This is a genomic window from Nocardia sp. NPDC049935, from assembly GCF_055586645.1.
Genome location: NZ_JBVJHV010000008.1, coordinates 343,696 through 360,034, shown reverse-complemented (window position 1 = coordinate 360,034; position 16,339 = coordinate 343,696). Strand labels below are relative to the sequence as shown.

The window sequence follows — 16,339 nt, the reverse complement described above, 5'->3', positions numbered from 1 at the left end:
GGACTACTCGTCGGTGTCGGCGCGGTCGAGGATGGCCTGGGCGCGCGCGTCGACATCGCCGAGTGCCGAGATCAGATCGAGCGCACCCAGTTCCGGCGGCGTCTCGTCGGCCATCTGGCGCATCTCCGCGAGCAGGGCGTCGATATCGTCCTCCGGCGCGGCCCGGCGTCTCGGGGCCGGGGCCTCGGTGCGCTGCCAGGCGATGGCCTCGTGCCACCACGGGTCGCCGGTCGCCCAGGCCCACAGGGTTTTGCGTACCAGCGTCGTATCGTCGGTGTAGAGCCGGTAGAACTCGTCGAGGTTGCGATGTTCGAGTTCATAGATCTCTTCCGGTAATCGCCGGGACCGGATATGGCACATCGGCGCCCGCGTGACCTCGATGGCCGGATCACGCGGGTCGGGCAGGGATTCCAGGATCTCGTCGAGCATGGTCTCGGTGAGGTAGGGCAGCGTGATGTTCCCCATGGTCACTCGTATCCGGGCCGCGCCGCGCGGGTTGTAGAGGCGGCGGGTGGCCACATCCAGGATGGCCAGATCGCGGTCCGCGGTGAGGGCCAGCAGCGCGCGCAGGCAGTCGAACCGGTCGTCGACGGTCGCCTCCAGCAGCGCCCCGCGCGCGTCGGGCCGGCGGTACACCCGCAGACCGGTACCGGAACGATGGATCAGCGTGCACACCACCCCGACCGCGGGCAGCGGCGGGGTCGGTTCGGGCGCGCTGTCCAGGGCCAGGAAACGCTCGTACGCCTGCTCGGCCGAGTCGATGGCGGCCGCGGGCAATACGGCGAAAAGAGAACTCACCCGCCAAGTACAGCAAAGTATCCGACTCGGCGCTGGTTCACTTCCGATAAATACCGCCGTGACAACAGAATTCGTGACATTTCAGATTCCCGCCACATCGGCCGCCTGGCCGATCACATAGGTCACCGCCATCGCCAGCGCGCCACCGATCACCACCCGTGCCACCGCGCGCGCCCGGCTGCTGCCGCCGACCCGCGCGCTGATCGACCCGGTCAGCGCCAGCGCCAGCAGTACCGCCACCATCGTCACCGGGATCCGCGCCGACGTGGGCGGCAGCAGAATGGCCAGTAACGGCAGCAGCGCACCGAGGGTGAACGAGACCGCCGAGGAGAACGCGGCATGCCAGGGGTTGGTCAGCTCGTCCGGGTCGATACCCAGTTCGGCTTCGGCATGCGCGGCGAACGCGTCGTAGGCCGTCAGTTCCTCGGCCACCTGCCGCGCGGTCTTCGCGGTCAGGCCCTTCGCGTGGTAGATCGCGATGAGTTCGTTCAGTTCGTCGCGCGGATCGTCCTCGAGTTCGCGGCGCTCCTGCGCCAGCAGCGCCTTCTCGGTATCGCGCTGCGTACTCACCGAGACGTATTCACCCACCGCCATCGAGATGGCGCCCGCGCTGATCCCGGCGATTCCCGCGGTGAGGATCGCATCGGTATCCGACGAGGCGGCGGCCACACCCACCACCAGGCCCGCCGTCGAGACGATGCCGTCATTGGCGCCCAGCACCCCGGCCCGCAACCAGTTGAGCTTGGACGCGAGCCCGCGCTGCGGCACATAACTGCTGTCGATCCGCTCGGCCATAGCTGCAGGCTATGTCAATATTCGCAGGTGAGGACACGCTGACTCCCGCGCGGATATCAATTCGGCACCGTGTACACGTACAGCAGGCCCACCGTCGCCAGACCCATCAGCGGCGTGAGCACCCAGGTCTCCACCTTGTTGCCGGTCCGGGAGATGATCGGCAGCGCCAGTCGCGGCTTCAGCGGCCACAGCAGCGGGCAGCCGCGATCGGTCAGGCAGTCACCGGCGATATGGATGAGCGCGCCCAGGCCGAGCGCGAACGGCAACCAGTACGGGGCGTCGGGAAGCCAGCGATCCATGAGGACCGTGCCCGCACCGGCCAGCAGGACACAGGTGCCCCAGGCGCGGAAGGAATCGCCCTTCGGGGTCAGGTGCAGGGCCCGGATACCGAAGGCCAGCATGATGAAGATGGTCGCCAGGGTGAAATACCGGCCGAGGTAGGTCACCCCCGCCCAGGTCGCCCATCCGGCGAGCAGTACGAACAGCAGACCGTGCGTGCCCTTGCGGTGCCCGCCCGATACCGTCGCCACCCCCTTGGCCGCCACATGACTGAACGGTCCCAGCGATTGGCCGATGGTTCCGCCCGGATGGTCGATATCCGGGACCAGCGCCGCGCCGGCGGTGATCAGCGCGCCGAGAACCAGTTCGAGCGCGCTGATGTCCACGGGTCCGCGCACGGCCTCCATGACCTCGACGGGGACGACGGTCGCGGCGGTGACGAATGCCAGCGCGCCGCTGGTGGCATGGGAATGGCCGAGCAAAAGGAACTCTCCGGTCTCGCGGTGTCGAGGGACGTAACGACCCAAATTAGCAATCGATGCCGACAGATTCGTCCGCCGCGAGTCCCCGCGCGACGCGCCGGGGCCGCCGTCGCGTGGGACACGCCGTGCCCGTGGCGGTTTCGGTGAATCGACCTGTGCGATCGCTGTACCGAGTCGGTGATCGATGCAATGCTGTCGCCGTCGGATCACCGTGGGGGAGATCCGGACGTCAGGGGGCGAAATGACCGATTTCCAACCGAGTTTGTTCCGGGTGCCAGGATTCGAGCCGTCGACCGGTTCGCGGATGGCTGCCGGTGTGACGCCGCGACCCGAGTCCGGGGCACAGGCGAGTACGCGGGCCGCCGGGCGATCGGAGAGCGCGTCCACATGCGACCGGGCGGATCGTGGAGTCCCGCGCGCCAACCACAGTGCCCCGGCCGGTATCCAGCGGGCCCACCGGGCCGCGCATGCCGCCGAGCGACGCTCGGCTCCGCCCGGTGCCCGGGAGTTCACCACGAAGACTCTGCGAATCCTTCTGGAGGTGCTGGACCGGCGTCGGCCGGTCGCCCAACTCGCCACGCTGTGCGCACCTGCACTCGTGCATGCGATAGGAAGGCTTGTCGCGGGCGACCACGTCCCGAGCCGGGCTCTGGGAGCGGCCGCGCTCACCAGCGTGCGTCTTGTCCCCATCGGTGAGGATGCGGCCGAACTGGTGGCGATGTACCGGCGCGGTCCGCGCCGGCTCGCCATCGCCGGCCGGATCGACCACGATCGCCGGAAGGGCTGGACGATGACGGCACTGCGCCTCATGTGACGGCTCCGGCGCAAGACCGGCCCAGCACTGGCCGAACACCCAACCGCCGGGCCGCAGGGTCCACGCCGGCACGACTCGCGCACCCCGGGGTGCAAAAAGAATTGCCTCGATCAGGGAACCGATGGCCGGCCCTCGCCGTCAAAAGGCATGTACGAAACGGAATCCGGATCTGTCAGAGCCCGGATCCCGAGGGGGCGCCGGGACGGCGGCAAGGGGGCAATGCAAGCTGCCGCCGAACCGATTGCCCGACAACTCCCCAGATACGAGACCAGGTGTTACGGAGCCGATACTCCCAACACCCGAAATTGCGCTGCCACCTCGACAGCGCAGAATGCAGATAGGGAACACGTCATGAGCCTTCTCCGCAACGATCGCCACCGAGGGAAGAAACCGGCGATGAGCAAAACCGCGACCGCAGTGCTGCTGGGCGCGCTCGCCACGGGAACCCTGGTCGCTATCGCACCGGCAGCGCAGGCCGAACCCATGAGCCTCAAAGACTGCCAGGCCGCCGCGAAGATCGCCTACCAGGAGCGCATTTCTCAGGGCGATATGGCGGTCCCCGACTACGTGTGCGTACCAGACGGCAACGGCTGGCGGGTAACCGTCCAGCCCCACTAGGAATACCGCGGCAGTGGGCGGGCCGCGCGAGCCCGCTCACTGTTCCGGCCGCGCGGGTCCGGCGTGGGTGATCCGAAAATACGCGGGAGATTATTCGACTGCGTCGGCGTGTTCGGGTGTCGCAAGATATTCGGATGCGTGCGCGTAGTGTTGCCGAGCTGATCACGGCTCTGGCCGAGGTCGACCGGGTGAAATTCTTGGCATTCTGGGGGCATCGGGCGCGTGGGGACGGCAGCGTCGGTGCGGAATGCCTGAGCCAGTGGTGGCCCGCCGAGTTCGTGCTGGACGGCCTCACCTTCCGGACCGCCGAGCACTACATGATGTGGGCGAAGGCGACGCTCTTCGGTGCCGGGGATATCGCGGAAGAGATTGTGGCGGCCGGTAATCCGGGTGCGGCCAAGGCGCTGGGGCGTCGCGTCGAAGGGTTCGACGAAGAGCGCTGGGCGGCGCACCGGTTCGAGATCGTCGTCACCGCGAACGTGGCGAAATTCGGGCAGCACGAGGAACTCCGGAAGTTCCTCCTGAACACCGGCGACCGGGTACTGGTGGAGGCGAGCCCGGTCGACCGGATCTGGGGTGTCGGGATGACGGCCGATGATGAGCGGGTCGAGGATCCGAGTCGGTGGGAGGGGCTGAACCTCTTGGGGTTCGCGCTCATGGAGGCCCGGTCCCGGTTACGCGGCGAAACCGGGACCGGCACCACCCGCTGACCCGGCTCAGGCCTCGCTGGGCTGGACGATGACGAAACCTTCACCGTCCAGCCGGAGCTGGAACATCTCACCGGACCCGCCCCGCACCATCGACCCGAACGATTGTGAGCGGTTCAGGGAGGTCTGCAGGTTGGCGCTCCATCCGACCACCGCGTCGGTATCGACGAAGACCGGCGCCTGCGGCTGCACCGGAATGATGATGGGTACACCGGCGCAGACCAGGCCGAGCCGGCCCTGCCCGGTGAACACACAGTTGAACAGGCCGCCACCGGCCATACCGACACCCTGGACGAGGCGGATGTCGTACTGCAGGCTCGCGTCGAACACCAGGACGTTGCGGCCGTTGAGGGTCAGCGCGTCGCCTTGTACGAGGTCGACGATGAAACAGTTGCGGTCGAAGTGGGCGAACCAGGCTTCGCCCTGTCCGCGCACCGACATGAGCGGCACACCCTCGCCGGTGAACGCCCGCTGCAGGAACTTGCCGACGCCCTGGCCCTGTTTCTCGAATTGCAGGTTGCCGCGGAACGCGACCATGGATCCCTGCCGGGCCAGGCAGTTGCCGTTCACGGCGTATTTGAGCGATTTCGCGCTCTGCCGGGTGAGGCCGGGGGCGGTGGCGGGCTGGGCCATGTTCTCGGCGGAGAAGAGTTCGCTCTGCATATATCGATCCTGCAGGACGGCGGGCGGTTCCGCGGAGGAACAGGGGCCGCGTTCAGGTGCGGGGGCGGTGGGCCCGGATGTCGACCGGGCGGCCGTCGGGATCTTCGGCGGTCATCGTCCACTGGGTGGGCAGGGTTTCGATGAGCCCGGCCGGGAACCCGGCGCCCAGGATCCGTTCGCGGACCTCGCAGAGCTGCTCGTAGGTCGCCAGGCGCAACCCCCAGCCGGCGCGGCCGAGCGGGTCGGGGCCGCTGGGCGCGGCGGCGGCGGATTCCACGAGCATCAGATGGTCGGCGCCGCCGACGTCGACGACCGCGAGGCGCGGAGCGGTACCGGTGGCGGCGCGTTCGAAGGCCAGACGGGCGCCCAGGAGCCCGGTGTAGTACGAGACCAGCTGGTCGAGGTCGGGCGTGGCCAGGGTCAGATGGTTGATCCCGAGAAGGTCGGACATGATGATTCCGAGCGTACGGACTTCTCCGGCGGCCCGTCCAGGACGGTTTCTCCGGCTCGCTTCCCGCGAAGTGCCCGCTTTGCCCTGATCGGCCATGTTCTACGCTGCTGTTCCGACCAGGAGCGGAGGGTGTATGACCGTCGGCAACGAGCCGCAGGGCCGGCGGCGGGATGCCGTGGCGACCAGGGCGGCGATCCTGTCGGCGGCGCAGGAACTGTTCGCCGAACGCGGCTACGAGCGGGCCACGGTCCGCGATATCGCCACCCGGGCGGGGGTGAACCAGGCTCTGCTGTTCCGGTATTTCGGGAACAAGGACGAACTGTTCCGGGCGACGATGACCGATCGGGGGCGGTCGGTGCTCGACGCGGGGCCGGTGGACGCACTGCTGTCCCGGTTGCTGGAGCGGGTACTCGAACCCGGCGGGGGAGTATCGCCCGGGAGCTGGTTGCAGGCGGCGCTGCGGTCCAGCGGGCACGAGGAGGGAGCGTCGGTGATCCGGCGCGAATTGGGGGAGGAGTATCTCCGCGCGCTGTCCTCGCTCACCGATAGCGACGACGGGGAGTTGCGTGCCGACCTCCTGCTGGCCTGGTTGCTGGGGATCGGGTTGGTCCGTTCGGTACTGCACCGGGAGCCGCTGAACAGCTCGGATCCGGCCGAGATTGCCGGTCATGTGCTGCGGGCGGCGGGTGTGCTGCTGGAGCGCAACGACGCGGAATTCCCGCCGGCCTGACTCCGCGAAATCGTTGACCCCACATCGGGAAACCCCTTACCCTGCCTAAGTAAGCTACCGCTTACATAGGCTCGCGCCCGGCGCCGGGCGCCCCGGGAAGGGAGACCCGAATGACCGTGAAGACCGAGGTTCGCCGATTCCCCTTCGGTGAACCGGTCCGTCTCGATATGGATCCGCTTTTCGCGAGACTGCGCCGCGAAGAGCCGGTATCCCGGGTCGAGCTGCCCTACGGCGGCGAGGGGTGGCTGGTCACCCGCTACGACGATGTGAAGCTGGTACTCGCCGACCCGCGGTTCAGCCGCGCGGTGACCGTCGACCGGGAGGACGTCCCGCGGGCCACCCCCGCGCCCGCCCGTGCCGATTCGTTGCTGAGCCTGGACCCGCCCGAACACAGCCGCCTGCGCAAACTGGTCGCGAAGGCGTTCACCGCCCGCCGCGTACAGGAACTGCGGCCGCGGACCCGGGAGATCGTCGACAGCGCGCTCGACACCCTCGAATCCGCCGGTGCCCCCGCCGATCTCGTCCAGAACTTCGCCCTCCCGGTCCCGGTGACGGTGATCTGCGAAATGCTCGGCGTGCCCCCGCGCGACCAGCACCGTTTCCGGGATTTCTCCGACGCGATCCTGTCCACCACCGCCTACACCCGTGAGCAGATCGAGGACGCCCGCGATTCGCTGGAGGGCTACCTCGCCGAACTCGTCGCCGAACGCCGGCAGCGGCCGACCGACGATCTGCTGGGCGCCCTGGTCACCGCCCGCGACGAGGACGACCGGCTCAGCGAACGCGAACTGGTGAATCTGGGTGTGGGCATCCTGATCGCGGGCCACGAGACCACCGCCAACCAGATCGCCAACTTCACCTACATGCTGCTCACCCAGCGCGAGTACTGGGACATGCTGCGCGCGGATCCCGGACTCGTCCCCGGCGCGGTGGAGGAACTGCTGCGGTACGTGCAGCTCGGGTCCGGCGGCGGCCAGCCGCGGGTGGCCACCGAGGACGCCGTGCTCAGCGGAGTGACGGTGCGCGCGGGTGAGGCGGTGTTCGTGAATACCCAGGCCGCCAATCGCGACGAATCCGTTTTCGAGGATCCGGAGCTGCTCGACCTCACCCGGCAGCGCAACCCGCACGTGGCGTTCGGCTACGGCGCCCATCATTGCCTGGGCGCGCAGCTGGCCCGGGTGGAGCTCCAGGTGGCGCTGGAAGCGCTGATGCAGCGGTTCCCGGCGCTGCGGTTGGCGGTGCCGGTGGCGGAGATCCCGTGGAAGAAAGGTCTGCTGGTGCGGGGGCCGGAGGAACTGCTCGTGGCCTGGTGATCATCGGGTCCGGGCCGGTCGGGCCGTCCCGGCCCGGAAGGCCCGGCGATAGGCGCCCGGCGTGGTACCGACCCGGGCCCGGAACCGGCGGCGCAGGTTCACCGCCGACGCGAGCCCGACCCGTGCGGCGATCGCCTCCACCGGCAGATCGGTCTCCTCCAGCAGGGTCCGTGCCTCGTCCACCCGGCGCCGCAGCAGCCACGTGCCCGGGCCGGTGCCGAACCGGTCGGCGAAACGCCGGGACAGTGTGCGCGGTGAGACCCCGAGGTGGGCGGCCAGGTCGTCGACCGAGAGCGGTTCGGCCAGGCGCGCGGACACCCAGGTGAGCAGGTCGCTCAGGGGGTCCGCGGGCCCGGCGGCCGGACCGGCGCCGTCGTGGTGGGGCGGCAGGGCCATATGCCGCCGGAGGAGTTCGGCGTGTGCGCGACCGTGGTCGCGACCTGCCAGGTACAGGCACAGTTCGAGACCCGCGCCCGCTCCCGCGCTGGTGGCGACGTCACCGTGGTCCACATAGGGCAGCTCCGGTGTGACACGCACTTCGGGGAACTCCCGCTGTAATTGTGCGGCACGCGACCGATGCGTGGTGGCGGTGCGACCGTCCAGCAGGCCGGTGCGGGCCAGCGCGAACACTCCGGAGCAGATGGTGATCAGCCGGGCGCCCCGGTCGTGGGCCCGCAGCAGTGCGTCGCGCACGCGGCCGGGCAGCGGCGCCTCGACCGGGGCCCAGCCGGGGATGATCACGGTATCGGCGGATTCGAGCGCCGTGAGGTCGCGGGAGACGGACAGGGCGTATCCGGCCGAGGTCGCCACCGGGCCGGGGGTCTCCGCGCACACCTCGAACTCGTAATACCGCGGGATTCCGGCCCGCTCGGTGCCGAAGACCTCCACCGCGCATCCGAGCTCGAAGGTCGACTGCACCGGCCGTGCCAGGGCCACCACACGATGCATGGCAGGAAAGTACCCCATCCTGTCCGGCCCGGCTCTGTCCGGGATCATCCGCGCGCGCGACGGTGGAACGATGCATCCCGAAATATCGGCCCAGGAGGGCTATCTCGCTGTCGCCGTCGACGAATCGCCTGTCCGGGAATTGTTCCCCGGGATCCGGCTGCGTCCGCTGTGGAAGGGGCCGGACGGCGCGCACGCCGATGTGCTGGAAATGGATCCGGGTACCGCATGGCCGCGTCGCGATGTGCACGAGCCGGGTCCGGAGGAGGTCTACGTGGTCGCCGGTGTGTTCAACGACGGCGCGCGCGATTATCCGGCCGGGACCTTCCTGCACGCGCCGGCGGGATCGTGGCATGTGCCCGCCTCGCGAACCGGGTGCACGCTTTTCCTCTTCTACCCGCGGGGGTGAGGTCGCGGCCCGCCCGGTGCCGAAACCGGCCCACCCGCAGCGGGAATGCCCCCGAAAGAGGGGGCGGGTAGGACTGTAACCGCGGCGGGCGCGAGCCCGAAGCTATCAATGACGGTTGTATTCACGATGTTCGCGGGCCGGGGGAGCGGGCGGGTACACACGTCGGTTCCGTGTTCGCCATCGATAGTCGAGAGGGCTCGAAATGCCTCCGTTTCTGCAGTACATCCTCTTCCTCAACGTGCTGGGCTATATGACCGGCGCCCTCACCTTCTGACCGGGCCCGCCTACCGGTGCTCTGCGCGGCCCGGTAGGCCCGTCCGTTAGATTGGCGAACCGGGTGGTGGGCAGCCACGCGGCCGCAATGTCGAGGATGGGATCGTGATGACCAAGACCGCACTGGTGACCGGGGCGTCGTCGGGAATCGGGCGGGCTACCGCCGCGCTGCTGGCCGAGCGGGGGTATCGAGTGATCGGGACCAGCCGGAACCCGGATGCCATCGACGAATCGGTGCGGGTCGCGGGGGTGGAGTACCGGGCGCTGGACCTGACCGACCCGGAGGGGATCGAGGAGTTCGCCGCCGCGCTGGGGCCGGTGGATGTGCTGGTCAACAATGCGGGGGAGAGTCAGTCGGGGCCGATCGAGGAGTTGCCGCGCGCCGCGGTCGCGCGGATCTTCCAGTTGAATGTCTTCGGGGCCGTGCAGTTGACGCAGGCGGTGCTGCCGGGAATGCGGGAGCGGGGATACGGGCGGATCGTGATGGTCGGCTCGATGCTGGCGAGTTTCCCGCTGGCGTATCGGTCGTCGTATGTGGCGACCAAGGCGGCGATCAAAGGGTTCGCGGACGCGGCGCGGCTGGAGACGGCGCCTTTCGGGGTGTGGATCACCACGGTGGAGCCGGGGTCGATCGCGACCGGGATCGGGGAGCGGCGCACCAAGTACATCGGCGGAGAGTCGGTGTACGCGGCGGATTTCGCGACGATGATCGACAACCTGGACCGTAACGAGCGCGCGGGTACCGGCCCCGAGGCGGTGGCGCGGACGATTCTGCGGGCCGTCGAGGCGGACAAGCCGAAGCCGCTGTACGCCAAGGGCAGCCGGGCGCCGGTGGTATTCCTGCTGCGGCGGCTGCTGCCGGCGGCGGTGATCGAGAAGGTGGTCGCGCGGACGCACGGGCTGAAGCGCTGACGGGCGGCCGGAATATGCGCTTGTCCGTGGGCTGCGCCATGTGGACGCACAGCGCCTGGCCGGTCACCGGGGACAAACTGCGCGGATATGCGAGCTGGTGCGACGCGGTGGAGGGCAACACCACCTTCTACGCGGTCCCGGCTCGTAAGACGGTGCAGACCTGGGCGGAGCAGACGGATCCCGGGTTCCGGTTCGTGATGAAACTGCCCAAGACCGTCACCCATGAGCGGCGGCTCTCGGGAGCCGACGCCGAGATGAACAACTTCCTGCACGTCATGGAACCGCTGGGATCGCGGATGCACGCGCTGTGGATCCAGCTACCGGGCTCGTTCGGGCCCGGCGATCTCGTCGCGCTGGCGAGTTTCGTGCGGCGGCTGCCGGCGGGACTGCGGGCGGCGGTGGAGGTGCGGCATCCGGCGTTCTTCACCGACCGGGACGCCGCGACGCAGCTCGAGCGGGTACTGGGGCGGGCCGGCGCGGAATGGGTGCCGTTCGATACCACGGTGCTGTTCGCGCACAAGCCCGCGAGTTCGGCGGAATACGAGGCGCAGTCCAAGAAACCGCGGCTGCCGCGACGGATGACCGCGCTCACCGAGACGCCGATCGTGCGGTACCACGGCCGCGACGATCCCGAAGCGACGGTGACGGGCTGGCGGCCCTGGGTCGAGCAGACCGTGGCCTGGTTGCGGGAGGGACGGTCGCCGACGGTGTTCCTGCACACCCCGGACAACGCCTCGTCGCGTGATCTGGCCCGCCGCTTCCACGCCGAGGTAGGCGCGCTGCTCCCGGATCTGGCGCCGCTGCCCGACCCGGCGCAAACGGAACCGATGACCCTCTTCTGAAGTAAATCGCCATTCATCTCTGATTAAGAACCAATTGCCTGGCTTAGTGCTCGTTAGTGAGCGCGGATTCGCACACCGTGGTAGAACTTCCGCAGTTGTGAAGGGTGGATGCTTATGAAACCGACCAGTAAACAGCGCGCCGCGCTGGAAATGATCTGCGATACGTTCCTGCCGGGCGACGGTCAGACCCTGCCCTCGGCGTCCGAACTCGGCGCCGTGGATACCGTTCTCGAACTTCTGGCCCGTAATCCACGGGAAGCCGATACCAAGCAACTGGCCACGTTGCTGGGTATCTGGGATTCGCCGGTGACCGGGCTGCTCACCGGATGGGGGCCGCGCCGGTATTCGTCCCTGTCCCAGGAGGGCCGCGAGCGCGCCATGCTGCGCCTCGGCGACTCCCGGATCGGCGCGGTGCGGGCGGTGTTCCAAGCGCTGAAACAGGCCTCGCTGCTGGCCTACAACGTGACCCCGGGCCCGACCGGATCCAATCCGCTGTGGAAGGAGATGGGCTACCCCGGCCCGCCCGGAGTCCTGCCCGCGGCGCCGCGGCCGGCTCTGTCTCCGCAGCGCATCACCGAACCCGGCACGCTCACCTGTGATGTGGTGATCGTCGGCTCGGGCGCCGGTGGCGGCACGGCGGCCGGGGTGCTCGCCGAGGCGGGGCTCGATGTGGTGGTCCTGGAACGCGGCGGCTACTACGACGACCGGGATTTCGGCACCGGCGAACTCGACGGCCTGAAACAGTTGTACGCGCCCGGCCCGCTGGCGTCGGCGGAAGGACAGATCTCGCTGGTGGCGGGGACCTGTCTCGGCGGCGGCACCGTCGTCAACTGGAGCACCTCGCTGGCGACCCCCGACGCGGTGCGGGAGGAATGGGCGGGCCTGGGCGCGAGCCAGTTCGGCGAAGCCGAGTTCACCGAATCCCTCGACGCGGTGGTGCGGCGGATCGGGGTGAACGAACAGCGCTCGACCATCTCGCTGCGGGACACCACCCTGGAGAAGGGCGCGAGCGCGCTCGGCTGGCAGGTGGATCCGCTGCCGCGCAATGTGACCGACGCCTGCGACGCCGGAGTGGAATGCGGCCGCTGCGGCAGCGGGTGCCGGGTCGGGGCCAAACAGTCGGTGACCAAGACGTGGCTGGCCGATGCGGCCGCCCGGGGTGCCCGGCTGATCGTGGACGCCGATGTGCGCCGGATCGACGTGCGCGGCGGTAAGGCCGAATCGGTCTCGGTGCGCACCACCGGCGGAGTCGAGTTCGACGTGCGGGCGCGCGCGGTGGTGGTGTCGGCGGGCGCGATCCAGACTCCCGCGCTGCTGCGGCGGTCCGGACTGAAGAACAAGAACATCGGGCGCTATCTGCGGCTGCATCCGGCGTCGGCGGTCTTCGGCGTGTTCGACGAGGAGATCCGGCCCTGGGAAGGCGGTTTGCAGACGCGGATCTGCCGCCACGACGCCGACCTCGACGGCAACGGCTACGGCGTGATCTACGAGACCGGGCCGCTGCAGCCGGGTTCCGCGACCGGATTCATGAGCTGGCGGGGTTCGCGGAACCATCGCGATGTGCTGGTGGATTTCGCCCGCACCAACGCCATCGGCATCATCACCCGCGACCGCGATTCCGGGTCGGTCGAACTCGGCAAAGACGGTGAGCCGACGGTGAAGTACCGGCTGTCGGACTACGACGCCGGCCATCTGCACACCGGGGTGGAGGGCGCGGCCCGCATCCTGGAGGCGGCCGGAGCCCGGCGGATCTGGTCGGGGCATCAGGCGGGCGTCTCCTACGAACCGGGCGTGCGCGGGTCGCACGGCGAGTTCGCGGCCGCCGCCCGCGCGGCCGGCTACGGGCCCGGCAACTGCGCGCTCGGCGCGCTGCACATCATGGGATCGGCCCGGATGGGCGGTTCCCCGGAGCTTTCGGCCACCGACCCGGACGGCGTCACCTGGGACGTCCCGAATATCGTCGTCGCCGACGCGTCCTGCTTCCCGACGGCGTCGGGTGTGAATCCGATGGTGTCGATCGAGGCGATCGCGCATATGAACGCGACACGCCTGGCCGCACGGCTGAACTGAGAGAGAAGTCGTCAGATCCCCCGCAGGCTCTGCGCGATGGTCCGCAACATCTCGATATCCCGGGTCGGGTCGATGGTGACCTCCACCGGGGCGCGAACGGCCAGTCTGCCGTCATCGATGAGATCGCCGACCAGGACCTTCGTCAGAGCCAGCGGGAGATTCAGCTGTGCCGAGATCTCCGCGACCGACTGCTGATACCGGCACAGCCGGATGATGTCCACGTACTCGGGTTCGGTCCGGCGCGGCGCGAACCCCACCCCGATATCGACCACCCTGGTGTCGAGGCCGATCTCCGGACGGGCGGTGCGGCCCCGGCCCCGGGTCACCGCGTAGAGACGGACGACGGGGCCGGCGTCCTCGTCGTCCCACAGTTCGTCGTCCCGAGGGCTCACCGCGGTCTCGCGCCGTTCGGATACGACGGCCGGGCGTCGACGCCCAGATGGGCGCCGACCCGCATCACCGTACGGTTCATCTCGTAGGCCACCATCCCCATATCCGCCGCGTCGTCGGCCAGCAGGGCGAGGCAGGCGTTACCGCCGGCCGCGGTGATGAACAGGACGGCCCGGTCGAGTTCGACGACCGTCTGGCAGACGCCCCCGGCGTCGAAATGGGTGCCGGCGCTGCGGGCCAGACTGTGGAACGCCGACGCCATCGCGGAAAAGCGTTCGGCGTCCGCGCGATCCAGCCGGGAGGAATATCCCATCAGCAGGCCGTCGGTGGACAGCAGTACCGCCGAATCGGCATCGGGGAGACCGCTGACCAGCTCTTCGAGGAGCCAGCTGAGATCGGCGCGATTGGGAGTGGTCATCGTTCACCTTCCCGTCGAGTGCGGTGGTCGGGCGTGGAGCCGTTCGGTTTCCGGCCCGACCGGCTACCGCGCGATATCGCGGACATCCGGTTACGTGCCTGGTCGGGGGTGCGCTGCCGGGCCTCGGTGACGGGCGGGAACGTCCCGGTGTCCGGATCGAGGGGTTTGCGGTCGCGGCGCGGTAGCGGGGGGCGCCCGGCGGCCTCGGGGTCGCCGTAGGCGTTTTCGGGTGGATAGGACTCGTGGGGAGCGCTGTGCACCGGCCGGGTGGAGAAGGAATTCCGCCAGGCCGACTCCGAGCCGTCCGCGCGGGGCGCCGGCGCCGGACGCCGGGCGGGGGCCTCGCGCGGTGCGGGCGCGGTGTGCACCACGGCGGTGGTGTGCCGGGCCGTGACGGTGGACTCGGCCAGTGGTGTGGAGTCGACCACCGCGGCCGGTTCGAGCGGATGCGGCCCGCCGGGCTCGGTGAGCACCGTCGGGATCAGCACGATCGCCTTGATACCGCCGTACGCCGATTCGGCCAGACGCACCGAGATATCGTGCCGGGCCGCCAGTGTGGCGACCACGAACAATCCCAGCCGGGTATCCGCGGTGAGCGCCGCGACGCCGAAATCGGGCGGTTCGGCCAGCGCCTTGTTGCGGGTCTCGATCTCGTCCTCTGGCATACCGAGACCCTGATCGGCGACCTCGACCGCGACTCCGCGGCCGACCATGGTCGCCGAGACCTCGACCCGGGATTCCGGCGGCGAGAACGTGGTCGCGTTGTCCATCAGTTCCGCGAGCAGATGGATGAGATCGGAGGCGGCCTTACCGACGACGCGCATATCCGGTACGCGGCCGCTGTGGACCCGGGTGTAGTCCTGGCTCTCCGCCGCGGCCGCGCGGATGATGTCCCAGAGCGGCACCGGGTTACGCCACCGGCGGCCCGGTTTCTCGCCGCCGAGCACGATCAGGTTCTCGGCATGGCGCCGGGCACGAGTGGCGAGATGATCGAGCTCGAAGAGGAGTTCGAGCTGGTCGGCGTTCTCCTCCCGGCGTTCGGCCCGGTCCAGCAGCGCCAGCTGGCGGTGCACCGCCAGCTGGTTGCGGTGCGCGATGTTGAGGAAGACGGTGTGGAAACCGGCCCGGGTCTTGGCCTCGGCCACCGCCGCGGAGACGGCCGCCACCTGGGCCCGGTTGAAGGCGTCGGCGACCTCACCGAGCTCATCGGTGCCGAAGTCCAGTTTCGCCACCTCGGCGGCGGAATCGACGTCTTCACCCTCGTCCAGGCGCTGCATGAGATCGGGCAGGCGTTTATCCGCCAGTTCCAGAGTGTCGTTGCGCAGGCGGCGCATCCGCGCGATGAACCGGTTGGCCAGCACCAGCGCGGCGAGGAAGGCCAGCACGGTCAGCAGCAGCACCGCCGCGCCGCCGGCCAGCGAGCGCATCGCCGTATCGTCGCCCTGGGCCCGGGCCGTGGCATGGGCGTCGTTGCTCTGATCCTCCCAGAGTTTCAGCAGCCGCCCGGTGACCTGGCCGGAAGCCTGCTGCCAGGTGGTGATATCCATCGGCAGGGCCGCCGGCTCGCTGCCGGCCCGTTCACCGGCGCCCGCGCGTCCGGTCTCGGTCGTCTCCGGCCGGGATTCCCCGGGGAGCCGGGCGCCGCGCTGCATGATGGCGTCCTGCATCGCGATCACCTGCTGATACGCGGCGGAGCCGGTGATCTCCTGGAGCTGGGCGAGCCGGTCACCGCGCAGCACGGCGGCGGAATACGCGATCTCGCCCCGGAATTCGCCGACGTAGCGGTTGAACTCGACCAGCTGGGCCTGGGACAGCTCATCGAGGGTGAGCGCCGCCGCGCCGAGCGTATCGGCGCTGGACAGCGACTCCGCGGCGCGCAGGGGTTCGACACCGTAGCCGAGCGAGATCGCCAGCCCGGCGTTCGGGGCCACCCGCGCCGCCAGCATCGACGCCGCGACGATGGTGTCGATCACCTGGCCGAAGAAGCCGAACGCGTCCTCGCGGGGGATCGCGCGGGCGTCCACGGCCGCGCGGGTCGTCGGAATACGCCCGAAGAGCTGGACGTATTCCTGCAGTTCGGCTTCCGACCCCGCGGGACTCAGCTGCTGGGCGGCGTCGTTCTTGGCGACGACCGCGGCCAGGGCGAGGTCGGATTCCTTGCGCGCGTCCACCAGCGCCGGCCCCACAGCGAGATTGCCCGCCAGATACAGCGACGACAGCCGCCGCTCCTCCTGGAAGGCCTGCACCATCGAGATCGCCGGGGTGGTGGTGCTGCTCGCCAGTTCCGCCCATTTCGTGGCGTCGCGGCCGGATTGCACCAGGTAGGCGGCGGCGCCGATACCGATCGTCAGCAGCGCGACACTGGTGATCAGCACGATCGCGAGCAATCGGGTGCGGATTCCGACCCGGCCGCGGGTGCGATCCCGTCCG

The 16,339-nt window shown here is 69.4% G+C and carries 18 protein-coding genes; 9 read left to right on the top strand and 9 right to left on the bottom strand.

Annotated elements, in window-relative coordinates; genetic code table 11:
* Nucleotides 1-3 precede the first annotated feature (3 nt).
* The 3 genes from ACZ6SF_RS28305 to ACZ6SF_RS28295 form a co-directional block, all read right to left on the bottom strand.
* A complete protein-coding gene (locus ACZ6SF_RS28305) occupies nucleotides 4-798 on the bottom strand; it encodes a hypothetical protein (RefSeq protein ID WP_466066084.1) in 795 nt (264 codons plus the stop codon).
* Between the two features lie 81 nt (nucleotides 799-879).
* On the bottom strand, nucleotides 880-1,593 hold the full coding sequence (locus ACZ6SF_RS28300) for a VIT1/CCC1 transporter family protein (RefSeq protein WP_466066082.1): 714 nt from the start codon (nucleotides 1,591-1,593) through the stop codon (nucleotides 880-882).
* A gap of 56 nt (nucleotides 1,594-1,649) precedes the next feature.
* Nucleotides 1,650-2,354, bottom strand: coding sequence for a metal-dependent hydrolase (locus ACZ6SF_RS28295; protein WP_466066080.1), 705 nt, complete (start codon nucleotides 2,352-2,354; stop codon nucleotides 1,650-1,652).
* Nucleotides 2,355-2,538: 184 nt separating this feature from the next.
* Between ACZ6SF_RS28295 and ACZ6SF_RS28290 the strand changes: the two genes are divergently transcribed.
* The 3 genes from ACZ6SF_RS28290 to ACZ6SF_RS28280 all read left to right on the top strand — a co-directional run bounded on the left by ACZ6SF_RS28290 (nucleotide 2,539) and on the right by ACZ6SF_RS28280 (nucleotide 4,496).
* Nucleotides 2,539-3,168, top strand: a complete 630-nt coding sequence (locus ACZ6SF_RS28290; RefSeq protein ID WP_466066079.1) for an Rv3235 family protein — start codon at nucleotides 2,539-2,541, stop codon at nucleotides 3,166-3,168.
* A gap of 396 nt (nucleotides 3,169-3,564) precedes the next feature.
* A complete protein-coding gene (locus tag ACZ6SF_RS28285) occupies nucleotides 3,565-3,786 on the top strand; it encodes a hypothetical protein (protein WP_466066077.1) in 222 nt (73 codons plus the stop codon).
* Between the two features lie 134 nt (nucleotides 3,787-3,920).
* The gene (locus ACZ6SF_RS28280) at nucleotides 3,921-4,496 is read left to right on the top strand and encodes an NADAR family protein (RefSeq protein ID WP_466066075.1); all 576 of its coding nucleotides are present in this window, start codon (nucleotides 3,921-3,923) and stop codon (nucleotides 4,494-4,496) included.
* Nucleotides 4,497-4,502: 6 nt separating this feature from the next.
* On the opposite strand, the gene ACZ6SF_RS28275 is transcribed toward ACZ6SF_RS28280, so the two are convergent.
* The gene (locus ACZ6SF_RS28275) at nucleotides 4,503-5,156 is read right to left on the bottom strand and encodes an AIM24 family protein (protein WP_466066074.1); all 654 of its coding nucleotides are present in this window, start codon (nucleotides 5,154-5,156) and stop codon (nucleotides 4,503-4,505) included.
* A gap of 52 nt (nucleotides 5,157-5,208) precedes the next feature.
* Complete coding sequence (locus ACZ6SF_RS28270) at nucleotides 5,209-5,607, bottom strand: VOC family protein (protein ID WP_466066072.1); 399 nt, start codon at nucleotides 5,605-5,607, stop codon at nucleotides 5,209-5,211.
* Between the two features lie 133 nt (nucleotides 5,608-5,740).
* On the opposite strand from ACZ6SF_RS28270, the gene ACZ6SF_RS28265 reads away from it, so the two are divergent.
* Together ACZ6SF_RS28265 and ACZ6SF_RS28260 are read left to right on the top strand one after the other, a co-directional pair.
* Nucleotides 5,741-6,337, top strand: a complete 597-nt coding sequence (locus tag ACZ6SF_RS28265) for a TetR/AcrR family transcriptional regulator (protein ID WP_466066070.1) — start codon at nucleotides 5,741-5,743, stop codon at nucleotides 6,335-6,337.
* A 110-nt stretch (nucleotides 6,338-6,447) separates the two neighbouring features.
* On the top strand, nucleotides 6,448-7,650 hold the full coding sequence (locus tag ACZ6SF_RS28260) for a cytochrome P450 (protein ID WP_466066068.1): 1,203 nt from the start codon (nucleotides 6,448-6,450) through the stop codon (nucleotides 7,648-7,650).
* Here ACZ6SF_RS28260 and ACZ6SF_RS28255 read toward each other — a convergent pair whose 3' ends face one another.
* The gene (locus tag ACZ6SF_RS28255) at nucleotides 7,651-8,598 is read right to left on the bottom strand and encodes a GlxA family transcriptional regulator (protein ID WP_466066066.1); all 948 of its coding nucleotides are present in this window, start codon (nucleotides 8,596-8,598) and stop codon (nucleotides 7,651-7,653) included. It lies immediately after the preceding gene.
* A gap of 70 nt (nucleotides 8,599-8,668) precedes the next feature.
* On the opposite strand from ACZ6SF_RS28255, the gene ACZ6SF_RS28250 reads away from it, so the two are divergent.
* From ACZ6SF_RS28250 to ACZ6SF_RS28235, 4 genes are all read left to right on the top strand, one after another.
* Nucleotides 8,669-9,004 (top strand): cupin domain-containing protein, encoded by a 336-nt coding sequence (locus ACZ6SF_RS28250; protein WP_466066168.1) that lies wholly within the window; start codon nucleotides 8,669-8,671, stop codon nucleotides 9,002-9,004.
* A gap of 381 nt (nucleotides 9,005-9,385) precedes the next feature.
* A complete protein-coding gene (locus tag ACZ6SF_RS28245) occupies nucleotides 9,386-10,189 on the top strand; it encodes an SDR family oxidoreductase (protein ID WP_466066064.1) in 804 nt (267 codons plus the stop codon).
* 14 nt (nucleotides 10,190-10,203) lie between these two features.
* Complete coding sequence (locus ACZ6SF_RS28240) at nucleotides 10,204-11,031, top strand: DUF72 domain-containing protein (RefSeq protein WP_466066062.1); 828 nt, start codon at nucleotides 10,204-10,206, stop codon at nucleotides 11,029-11,031.
* Nucleotides 11,032-11,145: 114 nt separating this feature from the next.
* The gene (locus ACZ6SF_RS28235; protein WP_466066060.1) at nucleotides 11,146-13,101 is read left to right on the top strand and encodes a GMC family oxidoreductase N-terminal domain-containing protein; all 1,956 of its coding nucleotides are present in this window, start codon (nucleotides 11,146-11,148) and stop codon (nucleotides 13,099-13,101) included.
* An 11-nt stretch (nucleotides 13,102-13,112) separates the two neighbouring features.
* Here ACZ6SF_RS28235 and ACZ6SF_RS28230 read toward each other — a convergent pair whose 3' ends face one another.
* The 3 genes from ACZ6SF_RS28230 to ACZ6SF_RS28220 are packed head-to-tail and all read right to left on the bottom strand — an operon-like array spanning nucleotide 13,113 to nucleotide 16,284.
* Nucleotides 13,113-13,493 (bottom strand): DUF742 domain-containing protein, encoded by a 381-nt coding sequence (locus ACZ6SF_RS28230; protein WP_466066058.1) that lies wholly within the window; start codon nucleotides 13,491-13,493, stop codon nucleotides 13,113-13,115.
* The gene (locus tag ACZ6SF_RS28225; RefSeq protein ID WP_466066056.1) at nucleotides 13,490-13,909 is read right to left on the bottom strand and encodes a roadblock/LC7 domain-containing protein; all 420 of its coding nucleotides are present in this window, start codon (nucleotides 13,907-13,909) and stop codon (nucleotides 13,490-13,492) included. The genes ACZ6SF_RS28230 and ACZ6SF_RS28225 overlap by 4 nt, the downstream gene beginning before the upstream one ends.
* Nucleotides 13,906-16,284: a sensor histidine kinase gene (locus ACZ6SF_RS28220; protein WP_466066054.1), complete on the bottom strand. Its 2,379-nt coding sequence runs from the start codon at nucleotides 16,282-16,284 to the stop codon at nucleotides 13,906-13,908. Before ACZ6SF_RS28220 ends, ACZ6SF_RS28225 begins: the two co-directional genes overlap by 4 nt.
* Nucleotides 16,285-16,339: the final 55 nt, after the last annotated feature.

Excerpts from the sequence above, each read along its gene's own strand:
- ACZ6SF_RS28300 (WP_466066082.1), bottom strand. The coding sequence starts at position 1,593 with ATGGCCGAGCGGATCGACAGCAGTTATGTGCCGCAGCGCGGGCTCGCG.
- ACZ6SF_RS28290 (WP_466066079.1), top strand. The coding sequence starts at position 2,539 with ATGCAATGCTGTCGCCGTCGGATCACCGTGGGGGAGATCCGGACGTCA.
- ACZ6SF_RS28285 (WP_466066077.1), top strand. The coding sequence starts at position 3,565 with ATGAGCAAAACCGCGACCGCAGTGCTGCTGGGCGCGCTCGCCACGGGA.
- ACZ6SF_RS28280 (WP_466066075.1), top strand. The coding sequence starts at position 3,921 with ATGCGTGCGCGTAGTGTTGCCGAGCTGATCACGGCTCTGGCCGAGGTC.
- ACZ6SF_RS28275 (WP_466066074.1), bottom strand. The coding sequence starts at position 5,156 with ATGCAGAGCGAACTCTTCTCCGCCGAGAACATGGCCCAGCCCGCCACC.
- ACZ6SF_RS28270 (WP_466066072.1), bottom strand. The coding sequence starts at position 5,607 with ATGTCCGACCTTCTCGGGATCAACCATCTGACCCTGGCCACGCCCGAC.
- ACZ6SF_RS28265 (WP_466066070.1), top strand. The coding sequence starts at position 5,741 with ATGACCGTCGGCAACGAGCCGCAGGGCCGGCGGCGGGATGCCGTGGCG.
- ACZ6SF_RS28260 (WP_466066068.1), top strand. The coding sequence starts at position 6,448 with ATGACCGTGAAGACCGAGGTTCGCCGATTCCCCTTCGGTGAACCGGTC.
- ACZ6SF_RS28255 (WP_466066066.1), bottom strand. The coding sequence starts at position 8,598 with ATGCATCGTGTGGTGGCCCTGGCACGGCCGGTGCAGTCGACCTTCGAG.
- ACZ6SF_RS28250 (WP_466066168.1), top strand. The coding sequence starts at position 8,669 with ATGCATCCCGAAATATCGGCCCAGGAGGGCTATCTCGCTGTCGCCGTC.
- ACZ6SF_RS28245 (WP_466066064.1), top strand. The coding sequence starts at position 9,386 with ATGACCAAGACCGCACTGGTGACCGGGGCGTCGTCGGGAATCGGGCGG.
- ACZ6SF_RS28240 (WP_466066062.1), top strand. The coding sequence starts at position 10,204 with ATGCGCTTGTCCGTGGGCTGCGCCATGTGGACGCACAGCGCCTGGCCG.
- ACZ6SF_RS28235 (WP_466066060.1), top strand. The coding sequence starts at position 11,146 with ATGAAACCGACCAGTAAACAGCGCGCCGCGCTGGAAATGATCTGCGAT.
- ACZ6SF_RS28225 (WP_466066056.1), bottom strand. The coding sequence starts at position 13,909 with ATGACCACTCCCAATCGCGCCGATCTCAGCTGGCTCCTCGAAGAGCTG.